22 protein-coding genes are annotated in these 26466 nt (G+C 74.3%); 12 read left to right on the top strand and 10 right to left on the bottom strand.

Annotated elements, in window-relative coordinates; genetic code table 11:
- Positions 1 to 17: 17 nt before the first annotated feature.
- Positions 18 to 455, bottom strand: coding sequence for a MarR family winged helix-turn-helix transcriptional regulator (locus ACP4IX_RS13925; RefSeq protein WP_007450858.1), 438 nt, complete (start codon positions 453 to 455; stop codon positions 18 to 20).
- Positions 456 to 605: 150 nt separating this feature from the next.
- Here ACP4IX_RS13925 and ACP4IX_RS13920 point away from each other — a divergent pair, with 150 nt between their 5' ends.
- Complete coding sequence (locus ACP4IX_RS13920) at positions 606 to 794, top strand: ribbon-helix-helix protein, CopG family (protein ID WP_426520738.1); 189 nt, start codon at positions 606 to 608, stop codon at positions 792 to 794.
- 10 nt (positions 795 to 804) lie between these two features.
- Here ACP4IX_RS13920 and ACP4IX_RS13915 read toward each other — a convergent pair whose 3' ends face one another.
- Positions 805 to 2262, bottom strand: coding sequence for an NCS2 family permease (locus ACP4IX_RS13915; protein ID WP_426520740.1), 1458 nt, complete (start codon positions 2260 to 2262; stop codon positions 805 to 807).
- A gap of 179 nt (positions 2263 to 2441) precedes the next feature.
- Between ACP4IX_RS13915 and ACP4IX_RS13910 the strand changes: the two genes are divergently transcribed.
- Both ACP4IX_RS13910 and ACP4IX_RS13905 read left to right on the top strand, forming a co-directional pair.
- Entirely contained in the window at positions 2442 to 2696 is a 255-nt protein-coding gene (locus ACP4IX_RS13910; protein WP_426520510.1) for a DUF2530 domain-containing protein, read from the top strand.
- A 206-nt stretch (positions 2697 to 2902) separates the two neighbouring features.
- Positions 2903 to 5299 (top strand): HAD-IC family P-type ATPase, encoded by a 2397-nt coding sequence (locus ACP4IX_RS13905; RefSeq protein WP_426555642.1) that lies wholly within the window; start codon positions 2903 to 2905, stop codon positions 5297 to 5299.
- Positions 5300 to 5713: 414 nt separating this feature from the next.
- On the opposite strand, the gene ACP4IX_RS13900 is transcribed toward ACP4IX_RS13905, so the two are convergent.
- Entirely contained in the window at positions 5714 to 8836 is a 3123-nt protein-coding gene (locus tag ACP4IX_RS13900) for a sacsin N-terminal ATP-binding-like domain-containing protein (RefSeq protein WP_426520514.1), read from the bottom strand.
- Positions 8837 to 9044: 208 nt separating this feature from the next.
- The gene (locus ACP4IX_RS13895) at positions 9045 to 9971 is read right to left on the bottom strand and encodes a DUF3027 domain-containing protein (RefSeq protein WP_426555641.1); all 927 of its coding nucleotides are present in this window, start codon (positions 9969 to 9971) and stop codon (positions 9045 to 9047) included.
- Between the two features lie 333 nt (positions 9972 to 10304).
- On the opposite strand from ACP4IX_RS13895, the gene ACP4IX_RS13890 reads away from it, so the two are divergent.
- From ACP4IX_RS13890 to ACP4IX_RS13875, 4 genes are all read left to right on the top strand, one after another.
- On the top strand, positions 10305 to 11696 hold the full coding sequence (locus ACP4IX_RS13890) for an MFS transporter (protein ID WP_426520518.1): 1392 nt from the start codon (positions 10305 to 10307) through the stop codon (positions 11694 to 11696).
- Between the two features lie 172 nt (positions 11697 to 11868).
- Positions 11869 to 12357: a DUF2771 domain-containing protein gene (locus ACP4IX_RS13885; protein WP_426520520.1), complete on the top strand. Its 489-nt coding sequence runs from the start codon at positions 11869 to 11871 to the stop codon at positions 12355 to 12357.
- Positions 12327 to 13082 (top strand): futalosine hydrolase, encoded by a 756-nt coding sequence (locus tag ACP4IX_RS13880; RefSeq protein WP_426555640.1) that lies wholly within the window; start codon positions 12327 to 12329, stop codon positions 13080 to 13082. Before ACP4IX_RS13885 ends, ACP4IX_RS13880 begins: the two co-directional genes overlap by 31 nt.
- Positions 13072 to 13920, top strand: a complete 849-nt coding sequence (locus ACP4IX_RS13875) for a 1,4-dihydroxy-6-naphthoate synthase (RefSeq protein WP_426555639.1) — start codon at positions 13072 to 13074, stop codon at positions 13918 to 13920. The genes ACP4IX_RS13880 and ACP4IX_RS13875 overlap by 11 nt, the downstream gene beginning before the upstream one ends.
- A 16-nt stretch (positions 13921 to 13936) precedes the next feature.
- On the opposite strand, the gene ACP4IX_RS13870 is transcribed toward ACP4IX_RS13875, so the two are convergent.
- Entirely contained in the window at positions 13937 to 14320 is a 384-nt protein-coding gene (locus tag ACP4IX_RS13870; RefSeq protein ID WP_426520526.1) for a cold-shock protein, read from the bottom strand.
- 162 nt (positions 14321 to 14482) lie between these two features.
- On the opposite strand from ACP4IX_RS13870, the gene ACP4IX_RS13865 reads away from it, so the two are divergent.
- Entirely contained in the window at positions 14483 to 14767 is a 285-nt protein-coding gene (locus tag ACP4IX_RS13865; RefSeq protein WP_426520528.1) for a hypothetical protein, read from the top strand.
- Here ACP4IX_RS13865 and ACP4IX_RS13860 read toward each other — a convergent pair.
- Both ACP4IX_RS13860 and ACP4IX_RS13855 read right to left on the bottom strand, forming a co-directional pair.
- Positions 14710 to 15378 (bottom strand): HAD family hydrolase, encoded by a 669-nt coding sequence (locus ACP4IX_RS13860; RefSeq protein ID WP_426520530.1) that lies wholly within the window; start codon positions 15376 to 15378, stop codon positions 14710 to 14712. The genes ACP4IX_RS13865 and ACP4IX_RS13860 overlap by 58 nt on opposite strands.
- A 117-nt stretch (positions 15379 to 15495) precedes the next feature.
- On the bottom strand, positions 15496 to 16689 hold the full coding sequence (locus ACP4IX_RS13855; RefSeq protein ID WP_426555638.1) for a hypothetical protein: 1194 nt from the start codon (positions 16687 to 16689) through the stop codon (positions 15496 to 15498).
- Positions 16690 to 16819: 130 nt separating this feature from the next.
- On the opposite strand from ACP4IX_RS13855, the gene ACP4IX_RS13850 reads away from it, so the two are divergent.
- The 3 genes from ACP4IX_RS13850 (at position 16820) to ACP4IX_RS13840 (ending at position 21948) form a co-directional block, all read left to right on the top strand.
- The gene (locus ACP4IX_RS13850) at positions 16820 to 19432 is read left to right on the top strand and encodes a helicase C-terminal domain-containing protein (RefSeq protein ID WP_426555637.1); all 2613 of its coding nucleotides are present in this window, start codon (positions 16820 to 16822) and stop codon (positions 19430 to 19432) included.
- Between the two features lie 554 nt (positions 19433 to 19986).
- Positions 19987 to 20220 carry a hypothetical protein gene (locus tag ACP4IX_RS13845; RefSeq protein WP_426520536.1) on the top strand — a complete coding sequence of 78 codons (234 nt, stop codon included), beginning with the start codon at positions 19987 to 19989 and terminating at the stop codon, positions 20218 to 20220.
- An 84-nt stretch (positions 20221 to 20304) separates the two neighbouring features.
- The gene (locus tag ACP4IX_RS13840) at positions 20305 to 21948 is read left to right on the top strand and encodes a DNA repair helicase XPB (RefSeq protein WP_426520538.1); all 1644 of its coding nucleotides are present in this window, start codon (positions 20305 to 20307) and stop codon (positions 21946 to 21948) included.
- 122 nt (positions 21949 to 22070) lie between these two features.
- Here the strand turns inward: ACP4IX_RS13840 and ACP4IX_RS13835 are convergent, their stop codons facing one another.
- Entirely contained in the window at positions 22071 to 22256 is a 186-nt protein-coding gene (locus ACP4IX_RS13835; RefSeq protein ID WP_426520540.1) for a hypothetical protein, read from the bottom strand.
- 276 nt (positions 22257 to 22532) lie between these two features.
- On the opposite strand from ACP4IX_RS13835, the gene ACP4IX_RS13830 reads away from it, so the two are divergent.
- A complete protein-coding gene (locus tag ACP4IX_RS13830) occupies positions 22533 to 24620 on the top strand; it encodes a HelD family protein (RefSeq protein ID WP_426555636.1) in 2088 nt (695 codons plus the stop codon).
- A 320-nt stretch (positions 24621 to 24940) separates the two neighbouring features.
- On the opposite strand, the gene ACP4IX_RS13825 is transcribed toward ACP4IX_RS13830, so the two are convergent.
- Together ACP4IX_RS13825 and ACP4IX_RS13820 are read right to left on the bottom strand one after the other, a co-directional pair.
- Complete coding sequence (locus tag ACP4IX_RS13825; protein WP_426555635.1) at positions 24941 to 25630, bottom strand: copper homeostasis protein CutC; 690 nt, start codon at positions 25628 to 25630, stop codon at positions 24941 to 24943.
- Positions 25631 to 25725: 95 nt separating this feature from the next.
- Positions 25726 to 26409, bottom strand: a complete 684-nt coding sequence (locus ACP4IX_RS13820) for a maleylpyruvate isomerase family mycothiol-dependent enzyme (RefSeq protein WP_426555634.1) — start codon at positions 26407 to 26409, stop codon at positions 25726 to 25728.
- Positions 26410 to 26466 lie beyond the last annotated feature (57 nt).

Below are 26466 nucleotides of genomic sequence, written 5' to 3'. Positions count from 1 at the left end.
CTCCTCGCGATTGGTGCTTACCGGTGTGCGAGCTTCTCCAGCACGGGGGCGGCGGCGCGCAGTTTCGCCCACTCGTCCTCGTCGAGTCCCTCGACCAGCGTGGCCAGGAACGCGTTCCGCTTGCGGCGGCTCTCCTCGAGCATGACCACGGCCTGCTCGGTCTGCGTCACGACCTTCTGGCGCCGGTCCTCGGGATGCGGCTCCAGCCGGACCAGTCCCTTCGCCTCCAGGAGCGCCACGATGCGGGTCATCGACGGCGGCTGGACGTGTTCCTTGCGGGCGAGCTCGCCCGGGGTCGCGCTGCCGCAGTTGGACAGGGTGCCCAGCACCGACATCTCGGTGGGGCTCAGTGACTCGTCGACCCTCTGGTGCTTGAGCCGACGGGACAGCCGCATCACGGCGGAGCGCAGGGAGTTCACGGCGGCGGCGTCGTCGCCATGCTTGAGGTCCGGCATGTTCCTTAGCGTAACTCATTAGTCTCGCGAAATACCACCGCTCACCCGCCCGCGTGCCCGTGACGCCCGCCACTGAAACCCAAAGTTCACCCGTACGAGTGAGCAATTTCCGGAAAACGGAGCATCGTCCGACCGGTGGGGGTGACCCTCGTGCCCATGGGGACCAGTGTGCTCAGCCTGCGGATGGACGGGGAGCTGCTCGACCGGCTCCGGAACCACGCGGCGAAAAGAGGAATGAGCGTCCAGGACTATGTCGTCCGGACGCTCATCCGTGATGACTTCGACGAGCGGTTCCAGTCCGCCGTGGAGGAGACGGAGCGCTTCTACGGGGTCACCTGAGCCCCACCGGTCAGGTCAGGCCGAGGGCCGGCATCAGGTAGTAGAAGGCGAACACCGCCGAGACCACGTGCATGGCCACCGGGACCTCCCGGCCCCGTCCGGCTGCCAGGCGCAGCACCGAGAAGGTGATGAAGCCCATCCCGATGCCGTTGGTGATCGAGTAGGTGAACGGCATCATCAGCATCGTCACGAAGGCCGGGATGGCGATCGTGAAGTCGGACCAGTCGATCTCCCTGATCGAGCCGGCCAGGATCAGGAAGCCGACCGCGATCAGCGCCGGCGTGGCCGCCTGGGACGGGACCATCGTGGCGACCGGCGTGAGGAACAGCGCCACGGCGAACAGCGCGCCGGTGACGACGTTCGCGAGGCCGGTGCGGGCGCCCTCGCCGACGCCGGCCGTGGACTCCACGAAGCAGGTGGTGGCCGAGGCGGAGCTGGCACCGCCCGCGGCGACCGCGACGCCGTCGACGAACAGGACCTTGTTGATGCCCGGCATCTGGCCCTGGGCGTCGGTCAGCTTGGCCTCGTCACCGACGCCCATGATCGTGCCCATCGCGTCGAAGAAGCACGACAGCAGGACGGTGAAGACGAACAGCACGCCGGTCAGGACACCGACCTTCTCGAACCCGCCGAACAGGCTGACCTCGCCGACCAGCCCGAAGTCGGGCGTGGCGACCGGGTTGCCGGGCCACTCCGGGGTGGTCAGGCCCCAGGAGGGGATGTCGGCGACGGCGTTGACGACCACCGCGAGGACGGTCATCACGACGATCGAGATCAGGATGGCGCCGGGGGTCTTGCGGACGATCAGCGCGAGCGTCAGCAGCACGCCGAGCACGAAGACCAGCACCGGCCAGCCGTGCAGGTGACCGCCGGTGCCCAGCTGGAGCGGGACGGTGGTCTGCGCGGCGTCCGGCATCCGGGTGACGAAGCCGGAGTCGACCAGGCCGACGATCATGACGAACAGGCCGATGCCGATGGAGATGGCCTTGCGCAGGCCGTAGGGCACGGCGTTCATCACGCGCTCCCGCAGGCCGGTGGCGACCAGCAGCATCACGACGAAGCCGGCCAGCACCACCATGCCCATGGCGTCCGGCCAGGACATCCGCGGGGCGAGCTGGAGGGCGACGACGGAGTTCACGCCCAGGCCGGCGGCGAGCGCGATCGGGACGTTGCCGATGACGCCCATCAGGAGCGTGGTGAACGCCGCCGTCAGGGCGGTCGCGGTGACCAGCTGACCGTTGTCGAGCTGGTTGCCGTACATGTCCTTCGCGCTGCCCAGGATGATCGGGTTCAGCACGATGATGTAGGCCATCGCGAAGAAGGTGGCGAAGCCGCCGCGGATCTCGCGGGGCAGCGTGCTGCCGCGCTCGGAGATCTTGAAGTAGCGGTCGAGGCCGTTCTGCGGGGGCCGCCGGTCTTCCGGCGCCTCGGGGGACGGGGGGACCTTGGCGGAGGCCGAGGTGGGCATGCGGAACCTCATCACCAACAGGTTCCCCCACGGCCTTATTGGTGCTTCCTACGAATAAAAACGGTCAGAGACAAACGGATTCAGTATGAACGTATGAGCCACAGATCGCTATCTCCGCGCGTAGACCCATGGTGGCGCCGCGCTGTCACCCCACCGGCGCCCTCTCGTAAGCTGTACGCATGACGAAGTGGACACCCACGCACGAGGCGCCGGAGCCCCTGGAGGGCCCCGTGGTTCCGACCATCGTCGGCGGCACCGTCCTCTGGTTCGTCCTCTTCCTCGTGCAGCTGCCCTTCTACGGCTGGTTCGACGACCGCGGGCACGCCTGGTGGGTGTGGACCTGCCTGGCCGGCGCCGGGCTCGGGCTGATCGGCATCTGGTACGTGCGGGGGCGCGACGCCGCGCTGAAGCGGGCGGCGCGGGACGGCGCCTGACGCCCGTGACCGAGCACGGGCCGGCGACGCGGTTCGGCGGGCGCCCCGGTCCGACGTTCCGGCGCGAGCTCGGGGACCTGTCCGGTCCCGCGGTACACGCCCCGTAGTACTACGGCATCACTCACCGGACCGCCCCGTCCTCCCGTGGTCGGAACTTCCGCCCATTCGGGGGGTGAAGCCCCATAACCGCACGTACCGTCGAACGCATGACGCATCTCGACGCGGACGACCGGCTCGGTTCCGCGCTCCCCGTGCACGCCCCGGCCCCGGCGACCGGCCTGACGGCAGCCGGGGTCGCCGAACGGGTGGCCCGCGGCCAGGTCAACGACGTGCCCGTGCGCAGCAGCCGGTCCCTGACCGACATCGTCCGCGCCAACGTCTTCACCCGCTTCAACGCGATCATCGGCGTGCTCTGGGTGATCATGCTGGGTGTCGCGCCGATCCAGGACAGCCTGTTCGGCTTCGTGATCCTCGCCAACACCGGCATCGGCATCATCCAGGAGTGGCGGGCGAAGAAGACCCTCGACTCCCTGGCCCTGATCGGTGAGGCCCGGCCGACCGTGCGCAGGGACGGGGCGGCCGCCGAGGTCAGCACCTCGGAGATCGTGCTGGACGACGTCATCGAGATCGGCCCCGGGGACAAGGCCGTCGTCGACGGGGTGTGCGTCGAGGCGGACGGGCTGGAGATCGACGAGTCGCTGCTGACCGGCGAGGCCGACCCGGTCGTCAAGCAGCCGGGGGACCAGGTCATGTCCGGCAGCTTCGTGGTGGCGGGGGGCGGGGCGTTCCGGGCGACCAAGGTCGGGCGCGAGGCGTACGCCGCGCAGCTCGCCGAGGAGGCCTCCCGCTTCACCCTGGTCCAGTCCGAACTGCGCTCCGGCATCTCCACGATCCTGAAGTACGTCACGTGGATGATGGTCCCGACCGCGATCGGCCTGATCCTCAGCCAGCTGCTCACCAAGGACAACGAGCTGGACGACTCGATCGCGCGGACCGTCGGCGGCATCGTGCCCATGGTCCCGGAGGGCCTGGTCCTGCTGACCTCCGTCGCCTTCGCGATCGGCGTGATCCGGCTCGGCCGCAAGCAGTGCCTCGTCCAGGAGCTGCCCGCCATCGAGGGCCTGGCCCGCGTCGACACGGTCTGCCTGGACAAGACCGGCACCCTCACCGAGGGCGGCATGGACGTCACCGAGCTGCGTGTCCTCGACGGCGCCGACGAGGAGCACGTCCGCACGGTGCTCGGCGCCCTCGGCGAGTCCGACCCGCGCCCGAACGCCTCCCTCCAGGCCGTCGTCACGGCGTACCCGGCCCCGGACGACTGGCGCTGCACCGAGTCGCTGCCCTTCTCCTCCGCCCGCAAGTACAGCGGCGCCGCCTTCAGCGAGGGCGACGGCGCCTCCAGTACGTGGCTGCTGGGCGCGCCCGACGTGCTGCTGGCGGAGAACGACCCCGCCCTCGCCGAGACCGGGCGGCTCAACGAGCAGGGCCTGCGGGTGCTGCTGCTGGCCCGCGCCCACCGTGACCTGGACGACCCGGGGGTGGCCGAGGACGTCACGCCCGCCGCCCTGGTCGTCCTGGAGCAGCGGCTGCGCCCGGACGCCGCCGACACCCTGCGCTACTTCGCCGACCAGGACGTCAGCGCCAAGGTCATCTCCGGCGACAACGCGGTGTCGGTCGGCGCGGTGGCCGCCAAGCTGGGGCTGTCCGGCACGGTGGTCGACGCGCGCCGGCTGCCCGAGGGGCGGGAGGAGATGGCGGGAGCGCTCGACGACGGCACGGTCTTCGGGCGGGTCACCCCGCAGCAGAAGCGGGACATGGTGGGCGCCCTCCAGTCGCGCGGGCACACGGTCGCGATGACCGGTGACGGCGTGAACGACGTGCTGGCGCTCAAGGACGCCGACATCGGCGTGGCGATGGGCTCGGGCTCGGAGGCCACCCGGGCGGTCGCGCAGATCGTGCTGCTGAACAACAGCTTCGCCACGCTGCCGTCGGTGGTGGCCGAGGGCCGCCGGGTCATCGGCAACATCACCCGGGTCGCGACGCTGTTCCTGGTGAAGACCGTGTACTCGGTGCTGCTGGCGATCCTGGTGGTCTGCTCCCAGGTCGAGTACCCGTTCCTGCCCCGCCACCTCACCCTGCTCTCCACGCTCACGATCGGCGTGCCCGCCTTCTTCCTGGCCCTCGCCCCGAACAAGGAGCGGGCCAGACCCCACTTCGTACGGCGTGTGATGCGGTACGCGATCCCCGGCGGGGTGCTGGCCGGGGCGGCGACCTTCACGACGTACCTCGTCGCCCGGCAGCACTACTCCGGTCCGGGCGCGCTGGACGCGGAGACGAGCGCGGCGACGCTGACGCTGTTCCTGATCTCCATGTGGGTGCTGGCGATCATCGCCCGCCCGTACACCTGGTGGCGCGTGGGGCTGGTGGCGGCGATGGGCGCGGGCTTCCTGGTGGTGCTGGCGGTGCCGTGGCTCCAGGACTTCTTCGCGCTGAAGCTGGTGGGCGTGACCATGCCGTGGGCGGCGGTCGGCATCGCGGTGGCGGCGGCGGCCGTCCTGGAGTTCGTGTGGAGGTGGGTCGACCGCCGCGTACCGGCCCAGTAGGGCCGGGCTGCCGGGCAGCCCGGCCCGGGGAGGGCCACCACCCTGCCCGGAAACCGTGAACACTTCGGCCTCACCGTCCTCGTGCCGCTCCTCTGAGGGCCTGGAGGACAGGTGGCCCGCCACGTTACTCGCGTCCGCCGGTTGGGACCGGGCGGCCGTCCGCTCGGGGATTCCCGTACACGTCGGTGAAAGTCAGGGTGAACGTCCCGTCGAAGCCGCTCACCGAGGCCGGGACCCCGGCTCGCGAGCGGCACCCGGTCGTCGGCTTTCTCCGGCACCGGTTCCCCGCCGCCCCGGGAACCGCCTGCCGCCAACCGCACCGCGAAGCGCACAAGGCTCTCCGCCCACGCGCCGCGGTGATCCGAGCCAAGGACCCCACCCGGACCACCCATCGACCACGACTCGGTACGCGTCCTAGTCGAACCAGCGGTCCCGGGCCAGTTCGTCGGTGCGGGACTCGTCCTCCAGCAGGGCGGCGACCTCGAAGCGGCGCGGCCACTGACCGGCCGCCCAGGCGAGCCCGGCGGCGACGCCCTCCAGGGTCGCGGCGTGCAGCACGCCGTCGTCCGTCAGCCGCCAGTCGATCTCCACACCGTCGACGACCAGCTCCTCGTGCTCCACGTACGACGCGGGGGTCCGCGCCCCGAGCAGCACCCGCACCGGCTCCGGTACGTCGTGCTCGGCGCCCTCGGAGTCCACCTCGCCGGTGACGGACTCGCTCAGCCGCCGCACCTGGAACAGCTCCGCCAGCTCGGCGGCCCGGGCCGGGCGTACGGGCAGCAGCGGCACGCCCGACGTGAAGGGCAGCAGGTCCGGTGAGTCCACGACCACGGCGTCGGCGGCGTCCACCACCTCCACCCGGCCGTCGACGACGGCCCGTACCTCGTCCGGCAGGGTGACCTGGTCCGGGTCCAGCTCGGCCAGCGCCCCGTACAGGGCGTGCAGTTGGGCGGCCGTGACCGGGCGGTCGGGGTCGGCGAGGCGGTCCAGCAGCTCGGCCGCGCCGCCGGGCTCGGCGAGGAGGGCCGCGACGGACGTCCGTACGCCCAGCGCCCGCAGCACCTGCTCGTCGTCGAAACCCGCGGCGTCGGCCTCGTCGTACAGCCCCCGCAGCAGCGGGTCGCCGCCCGCCGCGCGCAGACCCGCCGGGCGGCGCCCGCCGAGCACCGGGTGCCCGCGCAGCCACCACGCGGTGTACGGCCGTACGATCTCGTGGGTGCCGTCGGGCAGGAGGACGCGCACGGGCAGGACCAGCGCGTCGCGCAGCGGCGGCTGCGACAGCAAGGCGAGCGCCTGCGGCCACCGGTCGTCGTCCACCAGGTCCAGGTCGCGCACGGCGACGATCTCGGTGGCGACCGGCGGTACGGGACTGTCCGGGAAGCGGTCCAGGACGTCCTCGCTCCACACGTCCACGGCGTCCAGCAGGCCCGCGTCGTCCGGCTCGGCGAAGTCGCCCTCGCGGGGCTCGAGTTCGTCGGGGTCGAGGACGACGTCGGTGGCGCGGACCAGGGCGAAGGTGACGAGCACGCCGCAGGCGGCCAGGGGCTCCGGCCCCCACTTGCGCGCCAGTTCCGCGTCCACGGTGGCGAGTTCGTCCTCGCGCATGACCTGGGCGAACGGGCCGTCGGGGAAGACGAGTTCACCCGCCGGGGAGAGTTCGCCGTCCTCGTCGGGCAGGGCGAGCGCGCCGAGCCAGGGCTCGTCCCCGGGGTCGAGTCCGGCGTCGCGGACCAGGCCGAGGACGGTGTCGGCCAGTTCGTCGGCGTCGAGGACGTCCTCCTCCCAGTTCGTGCCGCCCTCGTCGTCCAGGGACGCGGCGACGGCGGCCCGGACCTGCGGGGTGGTGAGCACGGCACGCGGGGTGGCGGGCAGCGCGCCGAGCTTCTCCAGGAGCCCGTGGGCGGCGTCCGGGTGGGCGACCTTCAGGCCGAGCCGGGTGAGGACCTCCGGGTCGAGGGAGGCGGCATCCGCGGAGGGCAGCAGCACCTGCCGGGGGCCGATGGTCGTCCGCCCGTCCGCGAGGGGCACGGGCAGTCCGGACAGCCGGTCGGGATCGACCCCGGCGAGGCTGTCGTAGAGCCGCCGCCACCAGCCGGGGGCCTTCTCCAGGCCGGCCAGCCGGTCGATCGCGTCGGTCAGCGGCACCCGGGCCACGCCCAGCGTGCGCAGCTCCGCCCGGCGTTCGAGTCCGGCGGGCAGCAGGGTCGGCAGCACCTCGGCGAGGACCCGCACGGTGTCGGTGCCCGCGCCCTCGACGACCTCGGCGTCGCGGGGCCGCAGGGACACCGGCAGGTCGGGGTCGTCCTCGCGCGGGGCGACGGCGGGCGGCAGGAAGGCGGTGCGCGGCAGCCGTGCGAGGATCGCCTGCCGCAGCGCGCCGTCCAGCTCGCCCTTGCCCAGCGGGCCGGGCACGAGGTCGATGAGGCCGGCGGCGACCGGACTCCAGTCGGCGAGCAGCCCCGCGTAGGCGTCCGCCGCCCGCTCCGTCAGGAAGTCGGTCAGCGGGCCGCGGGCCGCGTGCCGGCGGGTGGAGTCCAGCGGGAACGACGCGATGAGCAGCGCGGGCACGCCGAGCGGCTCGTCACTGGGCGTGGGCGCGTGGACGACGGGAGTGGTGCGGGGCCGGGCGGGAGAGCCGTCGGCGTCCACGGGCACCGCCCAGGTCACGGACCAGTGGGGACGCAGCCGCTCCTCCACCGGCCGGTCGGCGAGGAGGTCGGCGGTGAGGGGTCCGTGCGCGGCGGCGGTACGCCAACGGGTGACGCCGTCGAGGGAGTCCTCCACGACGGTCAGGGCGTCCTCGGTGCGGCGGGAGAGCGTGCGCACGTCGTCCGCGACCTCGACCACGACCTCCCGCAGCCCCGGCAGGGCGAGGAGCAGGGCGTCGTCCACGGCGCGCAGGAGGCGCTCGGCGAGGTCGGCGGCGGCCGTGTCGCGCAGCGGGAGGATGACGGCCGTGTCGTACGGGTCGGGGGCGGTGCCCTCGGCGGGGAACGGCAGCCGCAGCAGCGGGACGTGCCCGTCGCGCCGCCGGATCTCGTTCCCCAGGCCGGGGCTGTGCCGTGCGGTGTCGGCGGCCAGGTCGCGGGCCTCGGCCAGGGACCAGCGCACGCCGCCGTGCCGGCCGACGACGGCGGGCTCGTCGGTGACGGCCAGGACGGCGGCGAAACCGACCCCGAACCGGCCGACCGTGCCCTCGCCGCCCTCCCGCTTGGCGGAGGCGCGCAGCGTGGACAGCGACTCGACCCCGGCCGCGTCCAGCGGGGCGCCGGTGTTGGCGGCGACGAGGACACCGTCGCGCAGGGTGAGACGCAGCCGGCCGGGCACGCCGGCCCGTGCGGCGGCGTCGGCGGCGTTCTGCGCGAGCTCGACGACCAGCCGGTCGCGGTAGCCGCCGAGGACGAGGTCCTCCTCCGCGTTGGCGTCCTCACGGAACCGGGCCGGGCTCGTCGCCCAGGCGTCCAGCACCCCGCGCCGCAGACGTGCCGTACCGAACGGATCGGCGCCCTCGGCGGCAGGCCGCACGTACATGCTCACGGTGACTCTCCTCATCGACGGACCACGAAGGTACCGCTCCGACCCGCGTCGGGCAGAACGCCGACCACGGTGGCGGGGCCGCCCGACCGGTGAGCACTCAGCCCGACCGGCGACCGGGGGACGAGTCCGTCAGGGCCGGCCCGGGTCCGCGGCGCGGCCCCGGGGGACGCGAGCCGCGACGCACCCGCACCACCGTCACCGGCGCACCCTACGAGTGCCCGAGCTCCGCGGCCGCCTCGTCCTCGGCCACCGGAACCGACCCGGAGTCCGGCGCGGGCCGCAACGGGAACGGGTCGACCCGCGTCTCGTCGATCACCGGCGGAGCCGGCTGCGGCGGCTTCGGCATCACCGCGGCCTCCGAGTGCCCGCCGCACCCGTAGGCCAGCGACACCACCCGGCCGTCCGCCGGGGAGAACTCGTTGGCGCACACCCCGAAGGCCTGCCCCAGCGAGCCGCCGATACGGGCCAGGAAGCCGCAGCTCACGCAGGACGCGGGGGCAGCCTGGGCCATCGCGGTCTTCGGGCCGTAGCCCTCCTCCCAGCGGTCCGCGGCGACGTGCAGGCCGTACCGGGAGAGCACCCGCGCACGGCGCATGCCCAGCTCCTCGGCGACCGCGGAGATCGTGCCGCGGGCCGGGACGACCGACAGCTCGGCGGGCGGTCCGGCCGTGACCTCGGCGTCCTCGGCCTCCACGAGGTCGGCCATCTCGTGGGAGACGGCGGAGTTCGGCGGCGGCTCGTCCTCGCCGGTCCAGCCCGGCTCCAGCCGGAGGTCCTCCGCGTCGGTGGGCAGCAGGTCGCCGGGGCCCATGTCACCGGGGCGCAGCCGCTCGCTCCACGGCACCCACTCGGGGGCGAGCAGCGCGTCCGGGCCGGGCAGCAGCACCGCCTCGTCCACCGTGACGATCTTGGCGCGGGAGGCGCGGGCCACCGTGACGGCCCAGCGCCAGCCCCGGTACCCGAGCTCCTTGCAGGCGAAGTAGTGCGTGACGACCCGGTCGCCCTCCGACACCAGCCCGGCGTGCTCGCCGACGACGCCGGGTGCGGCGGCCTCCTCGGCTGCCGCGCGGGCGAGGTCGATGGCCTCGGCGCACAGACGGTCAGGGGTGCGGCTTCGCGTTGTCGCTGCGCTCACAGGTATCGCTTCTCTCCATACGCCGTCTCACGAGTGCGCCGCTGCCTGCGAGGGGCGGACGGAGCGGACCTGTGGACCGCGTCGACGTCCGCGCCCGATCGCGCTCGGGCACACCTACGTCATCCATTCTGCGGGATGCCCGTAAGGCGCGCGGCCGAGAACGTTCGCCACGGCGCGCTAGGCACGCTACCTGCTCAGGTGCGCTGGGCCTACACCGACGGGAGTTTCGGCGGGGTACGAACCCGGCGTTCCCCGGTGGTGTCACCCGACTCGTTCACCGCCATCCGTGCCGTACAGACGCTATAGCCCCCGCTCTCGGGGCACTATGACGGGGTGGCAGCCGCACGGACGGAGTTCAAGGGCGGGAGCCGGGGGCGCGGCCCCGGCTCCCGGTTCCGAGCGCTCGGCCGCGCGCTGCGGCTGCCGGTGACCGCAACGGTGCGCGGCATCCGCCGGGCGACGCACGCGCACGGCGCCGGCGAGTCCGGTCTCGGCAAGCTGATCGAGCTGCACGGGGTGAACGGCGCCGGCGACGTCATGATCACCGTGGCGCTCGCCTCGACCGTCTTCTTCTCCGTCCCCACCGACGAGGCGCGCGGCCGGGTCGCGCTCTACCTCGCCATCACCATGGCCCCGTTCACGCTTCTCGCGCCGGTGATCGGCCCGCTCCTGGACCGCCTGCCGCACGGCCGGCGCGCGGCGATGGCGGCGGCGATGGGCGCCCGGGCGCTGCTCGCGCTGGTGCTGTCCGGGGCGGTCGTCAGCGGCAGCATCGGGCTGTACCCGGCCGCGCTCGGCGTGCTGGTCGCCTCGAAGGCGTACGGCGTGGTCAGAAGCGCGGTGGTGCCCAGGCTGCTGCCGCCCCGTTTCTCCCTGGTGAAGGCGAACTCGCGGGTCACACTGTGCGGGCTGCTCGCCACCGGGGCCGCCGCCCCGATCGCGGCGGGGCTCCAGCAGATCGGGCCGCGCTGGCCCCTGTACGGCGCCTTCGTGATCTTCGTCGTGGGCACCGTCCTGTCGTTCACGCTGCCGCCGAAGGTGGACTCGGCGCGCGGCGAGGGCCGGGCGCTGCTCGCGGCGGACGAGCGCCGTCCGCACGGACCGCTGCGCGGGCCGGACAAGCGCCCCGGGCTGCGCACGGTCGGCCCGGCGGTGACGCACGCGCTGGCCGCCAACGCCGGCGTCCGCTGCCTGACCGGATTCCTGATCTTCTTCCTGGCCTTCCTGCTGCGCGTGCATCCGCTGTCCGGGCAGAGCGCGGCCGTGTCGCTGGGGATCGTGGGCGTCGCGGCCGGTGCGGGCAACGCGCTGGGCACCGCGGTCGGGGCCTGGCTGCGGTCGCGGGCGCCGGAGCTGATCATCGTGACGGTGGTCGCGGTGGTACTGGGCACGGCGGTCACGGCCGCGGTGTTCTTCAGCACCGTCCTGGTGGCGTGCCTGGCGGCGGTCGCGGGGTTCGCGCAGGCGCTGGCCAAGCTGTCCCTGGACGCGCTGATCCAGCGGGACGTGCCCGAACAGGTCCGCACCTCGGCGTTCGCGCGCTCGGAGACGCTGCTCCAGGTCTCCTGGGTACTCGGCGGGGCGGTCGGCATCGTGCTGCCGCTGAACGGCACGCTGGGCCTGTCGGTGGCCGCCGCGATCGTCGCCGCCGGCTGGCTGACGACCGTACGGGGCCTGATCGACTCGGCCCGGCACGGCGGACCGGCGCGACCGCGGGTGGCGTGACGGCGGCGCCACCACGGGCGGCGGGACGGCGGCGGCGCGGCTGCGGGTGGCGCGACCGCGGGTGAGGAGATCGCGGGCGGCGCGACCGAGGGTGGCGGGACCGCGGTGGCGTGATCACGCCACGCCGTACCCAGGTGGGGGGCGGGCCGGGGGCGCCATATAGCCTTCGCCCATGACCACGTTGCAATCCGCTGTGCGACGCCGCCGCGCCGTCGCCGCCGCCGGCGCCGTATCCGCCGGACTGCTCCTGCTGTCCGCCTGTGACCAGCCGACGCCCATGGCCACGGTCACGGTCGGCAGTGACTCGGTCAGCTCCGAGGCCACCTGCGGCGGTGAGGACAAGGTCCTCGAGACCGCCGAGATCCAGAAGTGCCTGCAGGACGACGACGTCGAGTCCATCACGGTCAACCCCGACGACACCGTGCGCTTCGGCGTCGACCCGGAGGTCGCCGACCAGCGCTGGACGATCCTGATGAACGGTCAGCAGCTGACCGACGACACGGACAACACCTACCGCACGGTCCCGGGCAGCGTGTTCTTCAACGCCCAGTACGGCGCCCAGGGCGACTCGACGCTCGTCACCATCAAGGCCGGCGACGGCAAGGAAGGCAGCGAGGCGGCCACCGGCCTGTGGTCCTTCCGGCTGAAGAAGGACAGCTGACCACGTCCTCCGTACGCGTCCTCGTGGCCACCGCGGTCCCCGTCGAACGGGACGCGGTGGCTCGGGCGTTCCCGGGACCGGAGGCAGCGGCGGAGGTGCCCCGGCCCGGCGTCGTCCTGCACCGGCTCCCGGGCGGCTGGGATTTGCTGGCCGCCGGTGTCGGCCCCGCCCTCGCCGCCGCCTCCACCGCCGCCGCCCTGACCGCCGCCGCCCTCGACTCCGCGCCCTACGGCCTGGTCGTCTCGGCCGGCATCGGCGGCGGCTTCGTACCGGACGCGCCCGTCGGCTCGCTCGTCGTCGCCGACGCGATCACCGCGGCCGACCTGGGCGCCGAGACGGCCGACGGTTTCCTGCCGGTCACCGACCTCGGCTTCGGCACCGTCACCCACCACCCGCCCGCCGGGCTGGTCCGTGCCGTCGCCGCCGCGACCGGGGCCCGCGCCGGCACCGTCCTGACCGGCTCCACCGTCACCGGCACCGCCGGACGCGCCGCGCTGCTGCGTGCCGGCCACCCGCGCGCGCTCGCCGAGGCCATGGAGGGCTTCGGCGTCGCCGAGGCCGCCGCCGCGCACGGGGTGCCCGTGCTGGAGCTGCGCGCGGTCTCCAACCCGGTCGGCCCGCGCGACCGGGCCGCCTGGCGCGTCGGCGACGCGCTCGCGGCCCTGACGGACGCCTTCGGGAAGCTCGCACCCGTCCTCACGAGTTGGAACCCACATGACCGCTGAGCCCTTGCAGATCGCGTACTCCCCCTGCCCGAACGACACCTTCGTCTTCGACGCCCTCGCCCACGGCCGGATCCCCGGTGCTCCCGCCCTCGACGTGACGTTCGCGGACATCGACATCACCAACGGCATGGCCGAGCGCGGCGAGTGGGACGTGCTGAAGGTGTCGTACGCCGTGCTGCCGTACGTCCTCGGCGAGTACGCCCTGCTGCCCTGCGGGGGCGCGCTGGGCCGGGGCTGCGGACCGCTGGTGCTCACCCGGGAGGCCGACGCCGACCTGCGCGGGCGCACGGTCGCGGTGCCGAGCGAGACGTCGACGGCGTACCTGCTGTTCCGGCTGTGGGCGGCGGACACGGTGCCCGGCGGGGTCGGCGAGATCGTCGTCATGCCGTTCCACGAGATCATGCCGGCCGTGCGCGACGGGAAGGTCGACGCGGGGCTCGTGATCCACGAGGCGCGCTTCACGTACCGGAACTACGGGCTGCACAAGCTCGCCGACATGGGCGAGCACTGGGAGCGGACCACCGGGCTGCCGATCCCGCTCGGCGCGATCATCGCCAAGCGGTCGCTGGGCGCCGAGACGCTGACGCGCCTCGCCGACTCGGTCGTCGCGTCCGTACGCGCGGCCTGGGACGACCCGGAGGTGTCCCGGCCGTACGTCATGGAGCACGCCCAGGAGATGGACCCGGCCGTCGCCGACCAGCACATCGGGCTGTACGTCAACGAGTTCACGGCCGGCCTCGGCGAGGACGGCTACGCGGCGGTCCGTGGCCTGCTGACCCGCGCGGCGGCCGAGGGCCTGGTACCGGCCCTCGGCCCGGACGCGCTGGCTTTTCCGTAGCGGGTGCGGCGCGGGGTCAGACGTCCAGCTGGTCGGCGACCGCGCGGAGCAGGCCGGCGATCTTCTTGCCGGCGGTCTTCTCGGGGTAGCGGCCCCGCTCCAGCATCGGGGTGATGTTCTCCAGGAGGGTGGTCAGGTCCTGGACGATGGAGGCCAGTTCGTCCGGCTTCTTGCGCTGCGCGGCCGCGACCGACGGGGCCGGTTCCAGCAGGGTCAGGGACAGGGCCTGGTCACCGCGCTGCCCGGCGACGACGCCGAACTCCACGCGCTGGCCCGGCTTCAGCGCCTCGACTCCGGCGGGAAGGACCGAGGAATGGACGAAGACGTCACCGCCGTCGTCGCGGGAGAGAAAGCCGAAGCCCTTCTCGCTGTTGAACCACTTGACCTTGCCGGTAGGCACGTCTGTCCTCGTCCTCGTACTCGTCGGAAAACTGCTCGGAAACGGCTCTTGATAGCACTTGGGCGGGTCGTCCGGACCCGCCGGTACCAAGGCTAATGGTCTTCAGGCCGGTGACAAGACGTCCCCCGGTCGTTCCCTAGGGCTGGGAACTACCCTGGTCGGGTGCGTGACAAAACCCGAACGAATTCCGCCGCGCCCGGTGACCGACTGATCCGCGCCGGTGCGATCGTCTTCTTCATCGGTACCGTGGCCACTCTGGTCACGGTGGCCCCGCTGTTTCTGGGGACGACGCCCTTTCCCACCTACATGTTCGTGCTGAGCATGCTGATGGGAGTGGGCTTCCTGATCGCCGGTGCGGGGGTGTTCCAGTCGATCGCGGCGGGCCGGCGTCAGGCCCGCGCCGCGTCGAGCCCCTCGGCGTCGCCGTCGCCCTCGCCGTCGCGGTAGGCCGCGAGCCACTCCGGGAACTCCGTCAGGTCGCCGAGGACGACGTCGGCGCCGGCCGCGCGCAGCTCCCCGGCGCCGTACGGCCCGCTGGCCACGGCCACCGCGAGGGCACCGGCGGCGCGGGCGCCGCGTACGTCGCCGAGGTGGTCGCCGACGTACACGTCCGCGCCGTGCTCGCGCAGCGCCACGGCCTTCTGCTCGGCCCACAGGTCGCCGATCACCGCGTCCGGCTCGATGCCGAGGTGCGCCAGGTGCAGCTTGGCGTTCGGCTCGTACTTGGCGGTGACGACGATCGCCCGTCCGCCGGCCTCCCGCACGGCGTCGACGGCCTCCCGGGCGCCGGGCAGCGCGGGCGTGGCGGCGACGGCGTACGCCGGGTACATCTCCCGGTAGAGGTCGGCGGTGGCGGCGATCTCCTCGGCCGGGAACCAGTGGGCGAGCTCCTCCTCCAGCGGCGGGCCGAGGCGCGTGACGGCCAGGTCGGCGTCGACGAACGTCCCCGTCCGCTCGGTCAGCGCCAGGTAGCAGGCGCGGATGCCGGGCCGCGAGTCGATGAGCGTCATGTCGAGGTCGAAGCCGACGGTGGGCGCGGGGCGGGTCGTGGAGGCCATGGCCCCCATTGTGCCGGGAGGGCCGCCGGAGCCGGCCGGGGCGGGTCGGCCCCGGCCGGGCGCCCGTCCTCGGCCGGGGCGGCTCAGGCCCGGGGGCCGGTCGTCGGCCGGGGCGGCTCAGGCCCGCGGGCCGCGGGAGCGCCGGAGGAGGTACAGGGCCGTGGCGACGGCGGCGGCGCGCAGGACCCAGGGCCAGGTGTCGGCGACGGCGTCGCTCATGCGGCCCTCGGCGACCGGGTCGCCCCAGCGGCCCTCCGTACGGCCCCACAGCCAGACGACACCGGCGGCGGCGACCGTGCCGGGCAGGCCCAGGACCGCCCACTTCACCTGGGCCGGGGTCAGGCGGCGGGAGAGGTAGACGATCCCCCAGCCGAGGCCCATCGGAATGAGGCTGCCGATGACCGCGCCGGAGACCAGCAGGGCGGCGGCGAGCAGCAGCAGCGGGTTGTTCCAGCCGCCCTCGGGCCACAGCCGGGGCAGGCGGCGGCGCGGGGCCCCGCCCTCCTTCCCGGCGTCCGGCTCCGGGGCCTCCTCCACCGCCTCGGCGGCCGTCTTCCCGGCCGTCCCGTTGCTCTTCGCCGCCCCGCCCGTCCCGTCCTCGTTCCCCGGCGGGGGCCTGAGCAGCTCCGGGATCTCCACTCCGCCGACGAAACCGGGCACGCTGTCGCCGCCGCGCCCGAACGGGCCGTCGTCCATCCGCCACCAGTCCGGCTGCGGGGCGCTGCCGTCCCCCAGCTCGTGCGCGCCCGCCCGGTGCGGCGGGAGGGGAGCCGGCGCGGGCCCGGACTCGGGCGTGGCGGGGCGAGGGCGCGGTACGGCGCGCCGCAGACTCCTGAGCCGCTCCGCCATCCGCGGCTCGCCCTCCGGCTTCCGTGTCCCGCCGTCGGCCTTCCGTGCTCCGCCGTCCGCCTTCCGCGGCCCGCCCTCCGGCTGCGCGGGCACGGAGGCGGATCGCGGCACCGACGGCCGCGGGGCCTCCCCTCCTGCACCACCAGCACCCTTCGAACCGTTGGCACCACCGGCACCACCGGCACCACCGGCAGCACCGGCACCACCGGCAACGCCCACACCGCTTGCGCCGCCGGCACCGCCCGCCGCGTCGACGATGTCGTCCGGACTGCCGAGCCGGTCCAGGATGCGGCGCACGGCGGCGGGGCTGTCCACGGTGGTCCGGGCACGGTGCCGGTCGATCTCGTCGCGCAGTTCGGAGACCAGCCGCATGCGCGTGGCCGACGGCAGCTGCCGTTGCTGGGCCACGTCGCCGACGCGGCTCAGATACTCGTAGACGACCTGGTCGCTCTCGATCCCCACGGAGCCCTCCGGGGCGGTGTGTTGTGGTACGCCGTCGGACGAAGGTACCGAATCCCCCGGGCGCGGCGGACGCGCACCGCACCGCCGCACACGCACCCCGCCGTCACACCCACCCGCTAACGTGGGCCGGATGAGCACCGAGGAGAAGTCCGCGGCCCCCCGGTCCCTCGCGGAGGCGCTCCGCGCCAGGGACGACGTCTCGCTGGCCGCCCTCCTGCGCAGCCGTCCCGACCTCATCACCCCCGTGCCCACGGACCTCACGCAGCTCGCCACCCGCGCCGGCACCCGCGCGTCGGTCGTACGGGCGCTGGAGCGGCTGGACCGGTTCGCGCTGCAGACGGCGGAGGCGCTGGCCGTGGCGGCGGACCCGGCGTCCTACGCCGAGCTGCTCCGGCTGATGGCCGGCGACGCGGGGGATCCGGTGGTCGCCGCGGCCCTCCCCCGTGCCCTCGCCGTACTGCGCGAACAGGCCCTGGTGTGGGGGGCCGACGACCGGCTGCGGCTGGTGCGCACCGCACGCGAGCTGCTCGCGCCGTCCCCGCAGCACCCCTCCCCGACGGGGCTCGGCCCCACCGTGCGGGAGGCCACGGCGGGGATGTCACCGGGCCGGATCCAGGAGATCCTCGCCGCCGTCGGCCTGCCCTCGACCCACGACTCCGTGTCCGCCGTGTCCGCGCTCGGCGCCCTGTTCGCCGACCGGCCGCGGATGGCGGCGCTCCTCGCCGGCCTGCCCGAGGAGTCCCGGGAGGTGCTGGACCGGCTGGTGTGGGGCCCGCCCTACGGCCAGGTCACCCACGACCCCGCGCCGCACCTGCGCCGGCTGCTGGAGCGCGGCCTGCTGCTGCCGACCGCGCCGGGCACGGTCGTCCTGCCCCGCGAGGTCGCCCTGCACCTGCGCGGGGGCCGGGCGCACCGCACGCCCGAGCCGGTGCCGCCGCCGGTGGAGGCCGCCGCCGCGCACCGTCCACGGGTGGTGGACGCCACCGCGGCCGGGCAGGCCCTGGCGGCGCTGGCGGCCGTCGAGGAGCTGCTCAAGGAGTGGGACGAGGGCGGACCGGCGGTGCTGCGGGCCGGCGGGCTGAGCGTGCGGGACCTCAAGCGGACGGCCGTCGCCCTGGACGTGCCCGAACCGGTCGCCGCGTTCTGGGCCGAACTGGCCTACGCGGCCGGGCTGATCGCCTCCGACGGAGAGGCCGACGAGCGGTACGCGGTGACCCCGGCGTCCGACGAGTGGCGGGAGCTGCCCCCCGCGGAACGCTGGGCGCGGCTCGCCGGGACGTGGCTGACGGCCACCCGCACGCCGGGTGTGGTCGGGGGGCGGGACGCGAAGGACCGTACGCTCTCGGCGCTGGGCCCCGGCCTGGACCGTTCGGCGGCGCCGGAGGTACGGCACCGGGTGCTGGCGCTGCTGGCGGAGCTGCCCGAGGGTGCCTCGGCCACCGAGGAGTCGGTGCTGGCCCGGCTGCGCTGGGAGCGCCCGCTGCGCGGCCCGCGACGGGACGGGCGGGACGGCCAGGACGACGACCTGCGCACCCGGCTGGCCCGCTGGACGCTGTCCGAGGCCGAGCTGCTGGGCGTCACCGGGCGCGGCGCGCTGGCGGCGCCGGGACGGGCGCTGACCGGGGCGCCCGAGCCGTCCCACCCGGCGGAGGCGCCCAGGGAGCCCGAAGGGGCCGAACCGCCCCGGGGCCCCGGCGACCGGCTCCCCGTCCACCACCGCACGCCGCCCACGCCCGCTCCCCGGCCCCCCGCCGAACAGGCCACCGCCACCGCGAGGGCCGCCCGGCTGCTCGCGCCGCTGCTGCCCGAACCCCTGGACCACGTGCTGCTCCAGGCCGACCTGACGGCCGTCGCACCGGGGCCCCTGGAGCCCGAGCTGGCCGACCAGCTGGGGATGCTCGCGGACGTGGAGTCCAAGGGCGGGGCGACCGTCTACCGGTTCACGCCGGGCTCGGTACGCCGCGCGCTGGACTCCGGGCAGCCGGCCGCGGACCTGCACGCGTTCCTCGCCCGGCACTCCCGTACGCCGGTGCCGCAGCCGCTCACCTACCTGATCGACGACGTGGCCCGGCGGCACGGGCGGCTGCGGGTGGGCGCGGCCTCGGCGTACGTGCGCTGCGACGACGACGCGACGCTGGACGAGATCGTCGCCGACAAGCGGGCCGCCGGCCTCGGCCTGCGCCGCCTCGCGCCGACCGTGCTGGCCGCGCAGGCCGACCCGGCGGCGCTGCTGGAGGGGCTGCGCGCGATGGGGTTCGCGCCGGCCGCCGAGTCCGCCGCGGGTGACGTGCTGATCGCCCGCGCCGACGCCCACCGCACGCCGCCGCGGGCGGCACCGCAGCCGGTCCCGGACGGTCCGCCGGTCCCCGACGACACGCTCCTGGCGGCGGCGATCCGCGCCGTCCGGGCCGGCGACCTGGCCGCCACGGCCCCGCGCAAGCCGGGCCCCGGGAGCGAGGCGGGCTCCGGAGGCGGGGCGGGCGACACCCCGGCCGCGGGCGGCGAGCTGCCCCGTACCGCCGCCGCCGAGACCCTCGCCACCGTGCAGGCGGCGGTCATGACCGGCGAGGCGCTGTGGATCGGCTACGTGAACGCCGAGGGCGCCGCCAGCCAGCGCGTCATCGCCCCGATCCGGGTCGAGGGCGGCTTCGTGACGGCGTACGACCACACGGCGGACGAGGTGCGCACGTATCCGCTGCACCGGATCACCGGCGTGGCCGAACTCGCCGACGGCGCGACGTGACGCGACGGGTGGCGTGGCCTGCGGTGACATGAACCCCCGGGTTTTACGCGCGCCCGGCCGTGATTCCGCCCGGGTGCGCACTTTCGGGCGTACGCGGTGACTCATGCACGCCACGCCGGGTGATTCGCACCTGAGAGGGAGCTTTTTTCATATTCCGCATCGGTTCGCGGACGGTCGGGCAGCCACCGGGTGCCCTGCAAACCAACCGAAAGGGAGAACCTGATGCGTACCGCTGTTCGTCGCGTCGCCACCGTCCTGACCTCCACCGCCGCCCTCGTCGCGGCGTTCGCCGCCGAGGCCGCCGCGGTCGGCATCGACCTCGGCGGGGGCCTGACCCTCTGACCGTCCTCTGATCCTTCGCTGATCCCCCCGATCAGCGTGCCCGTCGGCGGGCCGGGTCCCAGCCCCCCTGGGCCCGGCCCGCCTCCGCCCGCTCCGGACTCCCCCCTCGCCTCCTGCCCTGCTCCACGGCCTCCTCCCCTGCTCCACGGCCCTCCTGCCCTGCTCGACGGCCTCCTCCCCTGATCACTCCCCCTGAAAGGCCGGACACCCCCATGCGTTCCGAGTTTCCCGACACCGACCGCTCCGCCACCCGCTCCGCCGCCCGCAACGCCGTCGCCGTCTCCGTCGCCGCTCTGATCACCGCTGCGGCGCTGTTCGGCGCGCTCGCCCCCAAGGCCGCCGCGCTGCCACTGCCCCTGCCCCCGCCGGTCACCGGCGTCCAGTCCCTGGTCACGGAGGGGATCGCCCTCGAGGGCCCGCTGATCAACAACCTCACTCTCCGGTAGCCCGGCTCCCCGATCAGGCACACTGGACGTTTGGCCGAACCGTCCAGTCGCTGTCGGCCGTACGCGCGCGAAAGGGTGCCGCCCGTGAATGGTCCGCTGATCGTCCAGTCCGACAAGACCCTGCTCCTCGAGGTCGACCACGAGCAGGCCGGCGCCTGCCGCCGGGCCATCGCGCCGTTCGCCGAGCTGGAGCGGGCGCCGGAGCACATCCACACCTACCGGGTGACCCCGCTCGGCCTGTGGAACGCGCGGGCCGCGGGCCACGACGCCGAGCAGGTCGTGGACGCGCTCGTCGAGTACAGCCGCTACCCGGTGCCGCACGCGCTGCTCGTCGACATCGCCGAGACCATGGACCGCTACGGCCGCCTCACCCTCTCCAAGCACCCGGCGCACGGCCTGGTCCTGACGACCACCGACCGGCCGGTGCTGGAGGAGGTGCTGAAGTCGAAGCGGATCGCGCCGCTGGTCGGCCACCGCATCGACCCCGACACGGTGGCCGTGCACCCCTCCGAGCGCGGGCAGATCAAGCAGACGCTGCTGAAGCTGGGCTGGCCCGCCGAGGACCTCGCCGGGTACGTCGACGGCGAGGCGCACCCCATCGAGCTGGCCGAGGACGGCTGGGCGCTGAGGCCCTACCAGAAGCAGGCGGTGGAGAACTTCTGGCACGGCGGCAGCGGTGTCGTCGTGCTCCCCTGCGGCGCCGGGAAGACGCTGGTCGGGGCCGGTTCGATGGCGCAGGCCAAGTCGACGACCCTGATCCTCGTGACGAACACCGTCTCCGCCCGGCAGTGGAAGCACGAGCTAGTGAAGCGGACCTCCCTCACGGAGGACGAGATCGGCGAGTACAGCGGGACCAAGAAGGAGATCCGTCCCGTCACCATCGCCACGTACCAGGTGCTGACGACGAAGCGGAAGGGTGTCTACCCGCACCTGGAGCTGTTCGACTCCCGGGACTGGGGGCTGGTCGTCTACGACGAGGTGCACCTGCTGCCGGCGCCCGTCTTCAAGTTCACCGCCGACCTCCAGGCGCGGCGGCGGCTCGGCCTGACCGCGACCCTGGTCCGCGAGGACGGCCGCGAGTCGGACGTGTTCTCCCTCATCGGCCCGAAGCGCTTCGACGCCCCGTGGAAGGAGATCGAGGCGCAGGGCTACATCGCGCCCGCCGACTGCGTGGAGGTCCGGGTCAACCTCACCGACTCCGAGCGCCTCGCGTACGCCACCGCCGAGACCGAGGAGAAGTACCGCTTCTGCGCGACGACCGCGACGAAGCGGAAGGTGACCGAGGCGATCGTGCGGCGCTTCGCCGGGCAGCAGATCCTCGTCATCGGCCAGTACATCGACCAGCTGGACGAACTGGGCGAGCACCTGGGCGCGCCGGTCATCAAGGGCGAGACGTCCAACGCCCAGCGGGAGAAGCTCTTCGAGTCCTTCCGCCAGGGCGAGATCAGCGTGCTCGTCGTGTCGAAGGTCGCGAACTTCTCCATCGACCTGCCGGAGGCCACCGTCGCCATCCAGGTGTCGGGCACCTTCGGGTCCCGGCAGGAGGAGGCCCAGCGGCTCGGCCGGGTCCTGCGCCCCAAGGCCGACGGCCACCAGGCGCACTTCTACTCGGTCGTCGCCCGCGACACCCTCGACCAGGACTTCGCCGCCCACCGCCAGCGCTTCCTCGCGGAGCAGGGGTACGCGTACCGGATCGTGGACGCGGACGAGCTGCTGACGGAGAGCTGAGCGGACACCCCGGCAGGACCTGGACCGGCCCGGCCCGGCCCCGGGGTGGGACGGTCAGGCCCCGGGGAGGGTGAACACCGGGATCAGTACGAACACGGGCGCCACCGGCGAGGGACGCGGTGTCACCGGCGGCGGACGCCGGCCTCCTCGCCGTACTCGCCGAGGACGACCACGTCGAAGGCGGCACCCGCGAACACCCTGACGGCGCGCAGGGCGTCACCGAGCCGGTGCCGGTGGCTGCCGGCCACGGGCGTCGCACCGGACGCGCGGCCCGGTGCCGGAAGGGGGGAGATGGTTGCTGCGCTCATGCCTCCATGGTGCGACCGCGGCCCCCGTACCGGCATCGGTCTGCGGGACGGCCCCCGCACCGCTCCGTACTCCTCCGGACGGACGCCGCTCCCCTCAGAGGGGAGGGCCCCGTCCCCTAGGGGACGTAAAACCATTTGGCCCGCGCCGCCCCCGCTCCCTAGAATCTCCGCTCTTGCCCGCCTCCCCACGGGAGTGCCGCCGTCCGGACGGAAACCGGTCGGCCCACCGCGCGCAGCCCGCGCCCGCCGCACCGCAGGTCACCCGGAGGCACCCCCTTGTCCACGCCCGCCCACGACGACCCTCTGTCCACAGAGCGCTCCCACCTCGCCGCGTCCCGTTCCGCCCTGCGCGCCATGCGCGAGGACGTCGAGTCCCTGGACATCACCGACGTCACCGCGAACTGGGTCAACGCCGCCGTGCTGGAGAGCCAGATCGAGGACCGCATCAAGGCGCTCGCCGACCTGAGCGAGACCCCGCTGTTCTTCGGCCGGCTCGACTACCTGCACGCCCCCGGCGCCGAGCAGGCGGAGGACGCGGAGGGGGAACGCCCGCGGCCGGAGGCCGCTTATCGGACACTGCACGTCGGGCGCCGGCACGTGCACGACGCGGACGGCGACCCGATGGTGATCGACTGGCGGGCGCCGGCGTCGCAGCCGTTCTACCAGGCGTCGAAGAAGAACCCGATGGACGTCGCCCTGCGCCGCCGCTTCGGCTACACCGGCGGCGACCTCACGGCGTACGAGGACGAGCACCTGTCCGACCCCGACGAGGCCGCGACCACCAGCACGCTGCTCCAGCAGGAGATCGAGCGGCCCCGCGTCGGTCCGATGCGGGACATCGTGGCGACCATCCAGCCCGAGCAGGACGAGATCGTGCGCGCCGGGCTGACCGGATCGGTCTGCGTGCAGGGCGGCCCCGGCACCGGCAAGACCGCCGTCGGCCTGCACCGGGTCGCCTACCTCCTCTACGCCCACCGCGAGCGCCTCGCCCGCACCGGCACCCTCGTCATCGGGCCGAACAAGTCCTTCCTGCACTACATCGAGCAGGTGCTCCCGGCCCTGGGTGAGCTGACGGTCCGGCAGGCCACCGTCGACGACCTGGTGGCGCACGTCGAGGTGCGCGGCGCGGACGAGGCGGCGACAGCGGTGGTCAAGGGCGACGCGCGGATGGCGGAGGTGCTGCGCAGGGCCCTGTACTCGCACGTCACCCTGCCCACCGAGGGTGTCGTCGTGGTGCGCGGCTCGCGCCGCTGGCGGGTGGCGGCGTACGAGCTGGAGGAGATCGTCCGCGAGCTGCTCGCCCGCGGCATCCGCTACGGCGCGGCCCGCGAGGCGCTCCCGCAGCGCATCGCGCACGCCGTGCTGGTGCAGATGGAGCGGGCGGGGGAGGCGCCGGACGACCGGGTGCAGAACGCGGTGGCGCGCAACGCCGCCGTGAAGGCGGTGGTGAAGACCGTCTGGCCGCAGGTCGAGCCCGCGAAGCTGGTCCTGCGGCTCCTGACGGACGCGGACTTCCTCGCCGAGCACTCCGAGGGCGTCCTCACCGAGGAGGAGCGGAAGGCGGTGCTGTGGGCGAGGCCGGCCCGTTCCGTGAGGTCCGCCATGTGGTCGCCCGCCGACGCCGTGCTGATCGACGAGGCCACCGACCTGATCGAGCGCACCCACTCCCTCGGACACGTGGTCCTCGACGAGGCGCAGGACCTCTCCCCGATGCAGTACCGCGCGGTGGGCCGGCGCTGCACCACCGGTTCGGCGACCGTGCTGGGCGACCTGGCGCAGGGCACCACGCCGTGGGCGACCCGGAGCTGGGGCGAGGCGCTGGCGCACCTGGGCAAGGGCGAGGCCGTGGTCGAGGAGCTGACCGCCGGTTTCCGCGTGCCGACGGACGTCATCGCGTACGCCTCCCGGCTGCTGCCGCACATCGCGCCGGGCCTGACGCCGGTGGCGTCGATCCGTGAGAACCCGGGCTTCTTCGACATCCGGGCGACCGCGGAGGGAACGGCGGAGGGGACCGCGGACGTGGTGTCCGCCTGCCGTGAACTGCTGGAACGCGAGGGCTCGGTCGGCCTGATCGCCGCCGACGCGCGGGTGCCGCAGCTGGCGGAGGCTCTCGGGGCGGCGGGGATCGGCTTCGTCGGGCCGGGCGAGGAGACGACCCACGCCACCCGCCTGACCCTGGTGCCGGCCTCGCTGGCCAAGGGTCTGGAGTACGACTACGTGGTCCTGGACGAGCCGCAGGCCGTGGTCGACGGCGAACCGGACGAGCGGACGGGGCTGCGACGGCTGTACGTGGCGCTGACCCGGGCGGTGTCCGGGCTGATCGTGACGCACGGGGCGGCGCTGCCGGTGCAGCTGGGCGGGTGACCGGCGTCGCCGCCGCCGTCTCGTGGACGGGCACCGGCGTCGCCGGGGGACGAGTGACGCGGCCCGGATCCGGCGGGGTGACCGGCGTCGCGGCTGGGGAGCTGGGGCGCGACCCGGCGGCGCAGGCCGGGTACCGCCGCCGTCCGCCCGTGCACCCCCTGGGGTGTCCCGGGCCGTTCAGGCGCTGGGGGAGGCACGACTCCCGCGGTCGCACGGCACGCGGTCACACGGCATGCGGTCACACGGCACCCAGCTGCACGGCACCCAGTCGCCCGGCACACGGCACGCGACCGCCCGGCACGCGGTCGCACGGCGGACGGTCACGCCCCCAGAACCCGCCGCCACTCCCCCACCGCCGCCGCCGACACCGGCCCGGCCCAGCCGGAGGGCCTCGCCGCCCCGCCGATGTGGAAGCCGTCGATTCCGGCGTCCAGCAGCCCCGGGACGTGGTCCAGCCGCAGGCCGCCCCCGACCAGCAGCTGCTGCTCGTACCCCGGCTCCCCGCGCCGCCGGGCCTCGGCGAGCAGTACGGTCAGCCCGTCGTCCACGCCGCCGGCCGCCCCGGCCGTCAGATAGGTGTCCAGGCCCGGGAAGTCCGCGAGCTGTTTGCGCAGGGCGTCCCGGTTCGCGGCGCGGTCGATCGCGCGGTGGAACGTCCACCGGCACCCCTCCAGCACCCCGGCGACCCGCTCCACCGCGCCGAGGTCCACGTCGCCGTCCGCGTCGAGGAACCCCAGCACGAACTGCGTGGCCCCGGCCTCCCGCATCTCCCCGGCGACCCGCGCCAGCCGCTCGGCGTCCCCCGCGGCGAACCCGTCCGCGAGCCGCAGCATCACCCGTACGTCGATGTCGACGGCGGCGCGGATCGCGGCGACGGTCGCGGTCGACGGGGTGAGTCCGTCGGCCGCCATGTCGGTGACCAGTTCGAGGCGATCCGCGCCTCCGGCCTGGGCGGCGACCGCGTCCTCGACGTCGAGGGCGATCACCTCCAGGACTGCACGCTTGCTCATGGGACCCCATTCGTCGGCCTGCTACAGGTCTAGTCCAATCCAAGACTACGCCCAGACGACCGGCCGGGGCTCCCCCTCGTTCCGGGCGGGCCCGCTCAGCCGCCGAAGAGGTTCAGCTCGGCCGCCGTCACCCCGGCCAGCTCGTACCCGGCCGTGCCGTCCACGGGCCGGCCCGCGTACAGCCGTACGAGCGTGGCGGCGTCCCCGATGAACCGCCCCGGCGGCCGCTCACCGCTCGCCCCGCCCAGCTTCAGCGGCTCGTCCACGTCGTCGAGGTCGGCGTGCAGCGGCACGTGCCCGCGGTCGCGGGTGAGCGAGGTGAGCAGCGCGAGCGCGTCCGGCAGTCCGCGCCCCGCGTACGCCCCCGGCTCGCCGAGGGCCACCCGGATGTCACCCGCGTGCACCCACTCGCCCAGCGCGAGGCCGTCCAGGGCACCGCCCGCGCGGACGATCACCGGACCGGCCTCGGTCAGGCCGCGCTCCAGCTCGTCCACGACCCGGGCGTTCGTCCAGTCGGCGCGTTCGGCGATGTCGCGGTCGTTCGACTCGGGCGAGAAGACGCCGTCCTCGAAGCGGTCCTCCACCACCCGCGTCAGCGCGCCGGAGCAGTGCGCCAGCACGTCCCGCACGGTCCAGCCCGGACACGCGGCCACCGGCAGCGCGAAGTCCCCGTCCGCCCGGGACCGCAGCAGCGGCACCAGTTCGTCGCGTTCGGTGGCCAGCAGCCGCCCGGGCACTCCGGGGTCGCGTACGTCGTGCACATCCGCAGGAGTCGTCATGGACCCCACGTTAGGGGCGGCCCGCCCCTGTGGTCGGCGTTCCGGCGGGCACCAGCG

Source organism: Streptomyces sp. WG5 (genome assembly GCF_049974565.1).
Classification (GTDB): domain Bacteria; phylum Actinomycetota; class Actinomycetes; order Streptomycetales; family Streptomycetaceae; genus Streptomyces.
Note: the sequence above shows the minus strand (reverse complement) of the source record. Positions and strands in the feature narration are given on the sequence as shown.

Excerpts from the sequence above, each read along its gene's own strand:
- ACP4IX_RS13925 (WP_007450858.1), bottom strand. The coding sequence starts at position 455 with ATGCCGGACCTCAAGCATGGCGACGACGCCGCCGCCGTGAACTCCCTG.
- ACP4IX_RS13915 (WP_426520740.1), bottom strand. The coding sequence starts at position 2,262 with ATGCCCACCTCGGCCTCCGCCAAGGTCCCCCCGTCCCCCGAGGCGCCG.
- ACP4IX_RS13910 (WP_426520510.1), top strand. The coding sequence starts at position 2,442 with ATGACGAAGTGGACACCCACGCACGAGGCGCCGGAGCCCCTGGAGGGC.
- ACP4IX_RS13905 (WP_426555642.1), top strand. The coding sequence starts at position 2,903 with ATGACGCATCTCGACGCGGACGACCGGCTCGGTTCCGCGCTCCCCGTG.
- ACP4IX_RS13885 (WP_426520520.1), top strand. The coding sequence starts at position 11,869 with ATGACCACGTTGCAATCCGCTGTGCGACGCCGCCGCGCCGTCGCCGCC.
- ACP4IX_RS13875 (WP_426555639.1), top strand. The coding sequence starts at position 13,072 with ATGACCGCTGAGCCCTTGCAGATCGCGTACTCCCCCTGCCCGAACGAC.
- ACP4IX_RS13860 (WP_426520530.1), bottom strand. The coding sequence starts at position 15,378 with ATGGCCTCCACGACCCGCCCCGCGCCCACCGTCGGCTTCGACCTCGAC.
- ACP4IX_RS13850 (WP_426555637.1), top strand. The coding sequence starts at position 16,820 with ATGAGCACCGAGGAGAAGTCCGCGGCCCCCCGGTCCCTCGCGGAGGCG.
- ACP4IX_RS13845 (WP_426520536.1), top strand. The coding sequence starts at position 19,987 with ATGCGTTCCGAGTTTCCCGACACCGACCGCTCCGCCACCCGCTCCGCC.
- ACP4IX_RS13835 (WP_426520540.1), bottom strand. The coding sequence starts at position 22,256 with ATGAGCGCAGCAACCATCTCCCCCCTTCCGGCACCGGGCCGCGCGTCC.
- ACP4IX_RS13825 (WP_426555635.1), bottom strand. The coding sequence starts at position 25,630 with ATGAGCAAGCGTGCAGTCCTGGAGGTGATCGCCCTCGACGTCGAGGAC.
- ACP4IX_RS13820 (WP_426555634.1), bottom strand. The coding sequence starts at position 26,409 with ATGACGACTCCTGCGGATGTGCACGACGTACGCGACCCCGGAGTGCCC.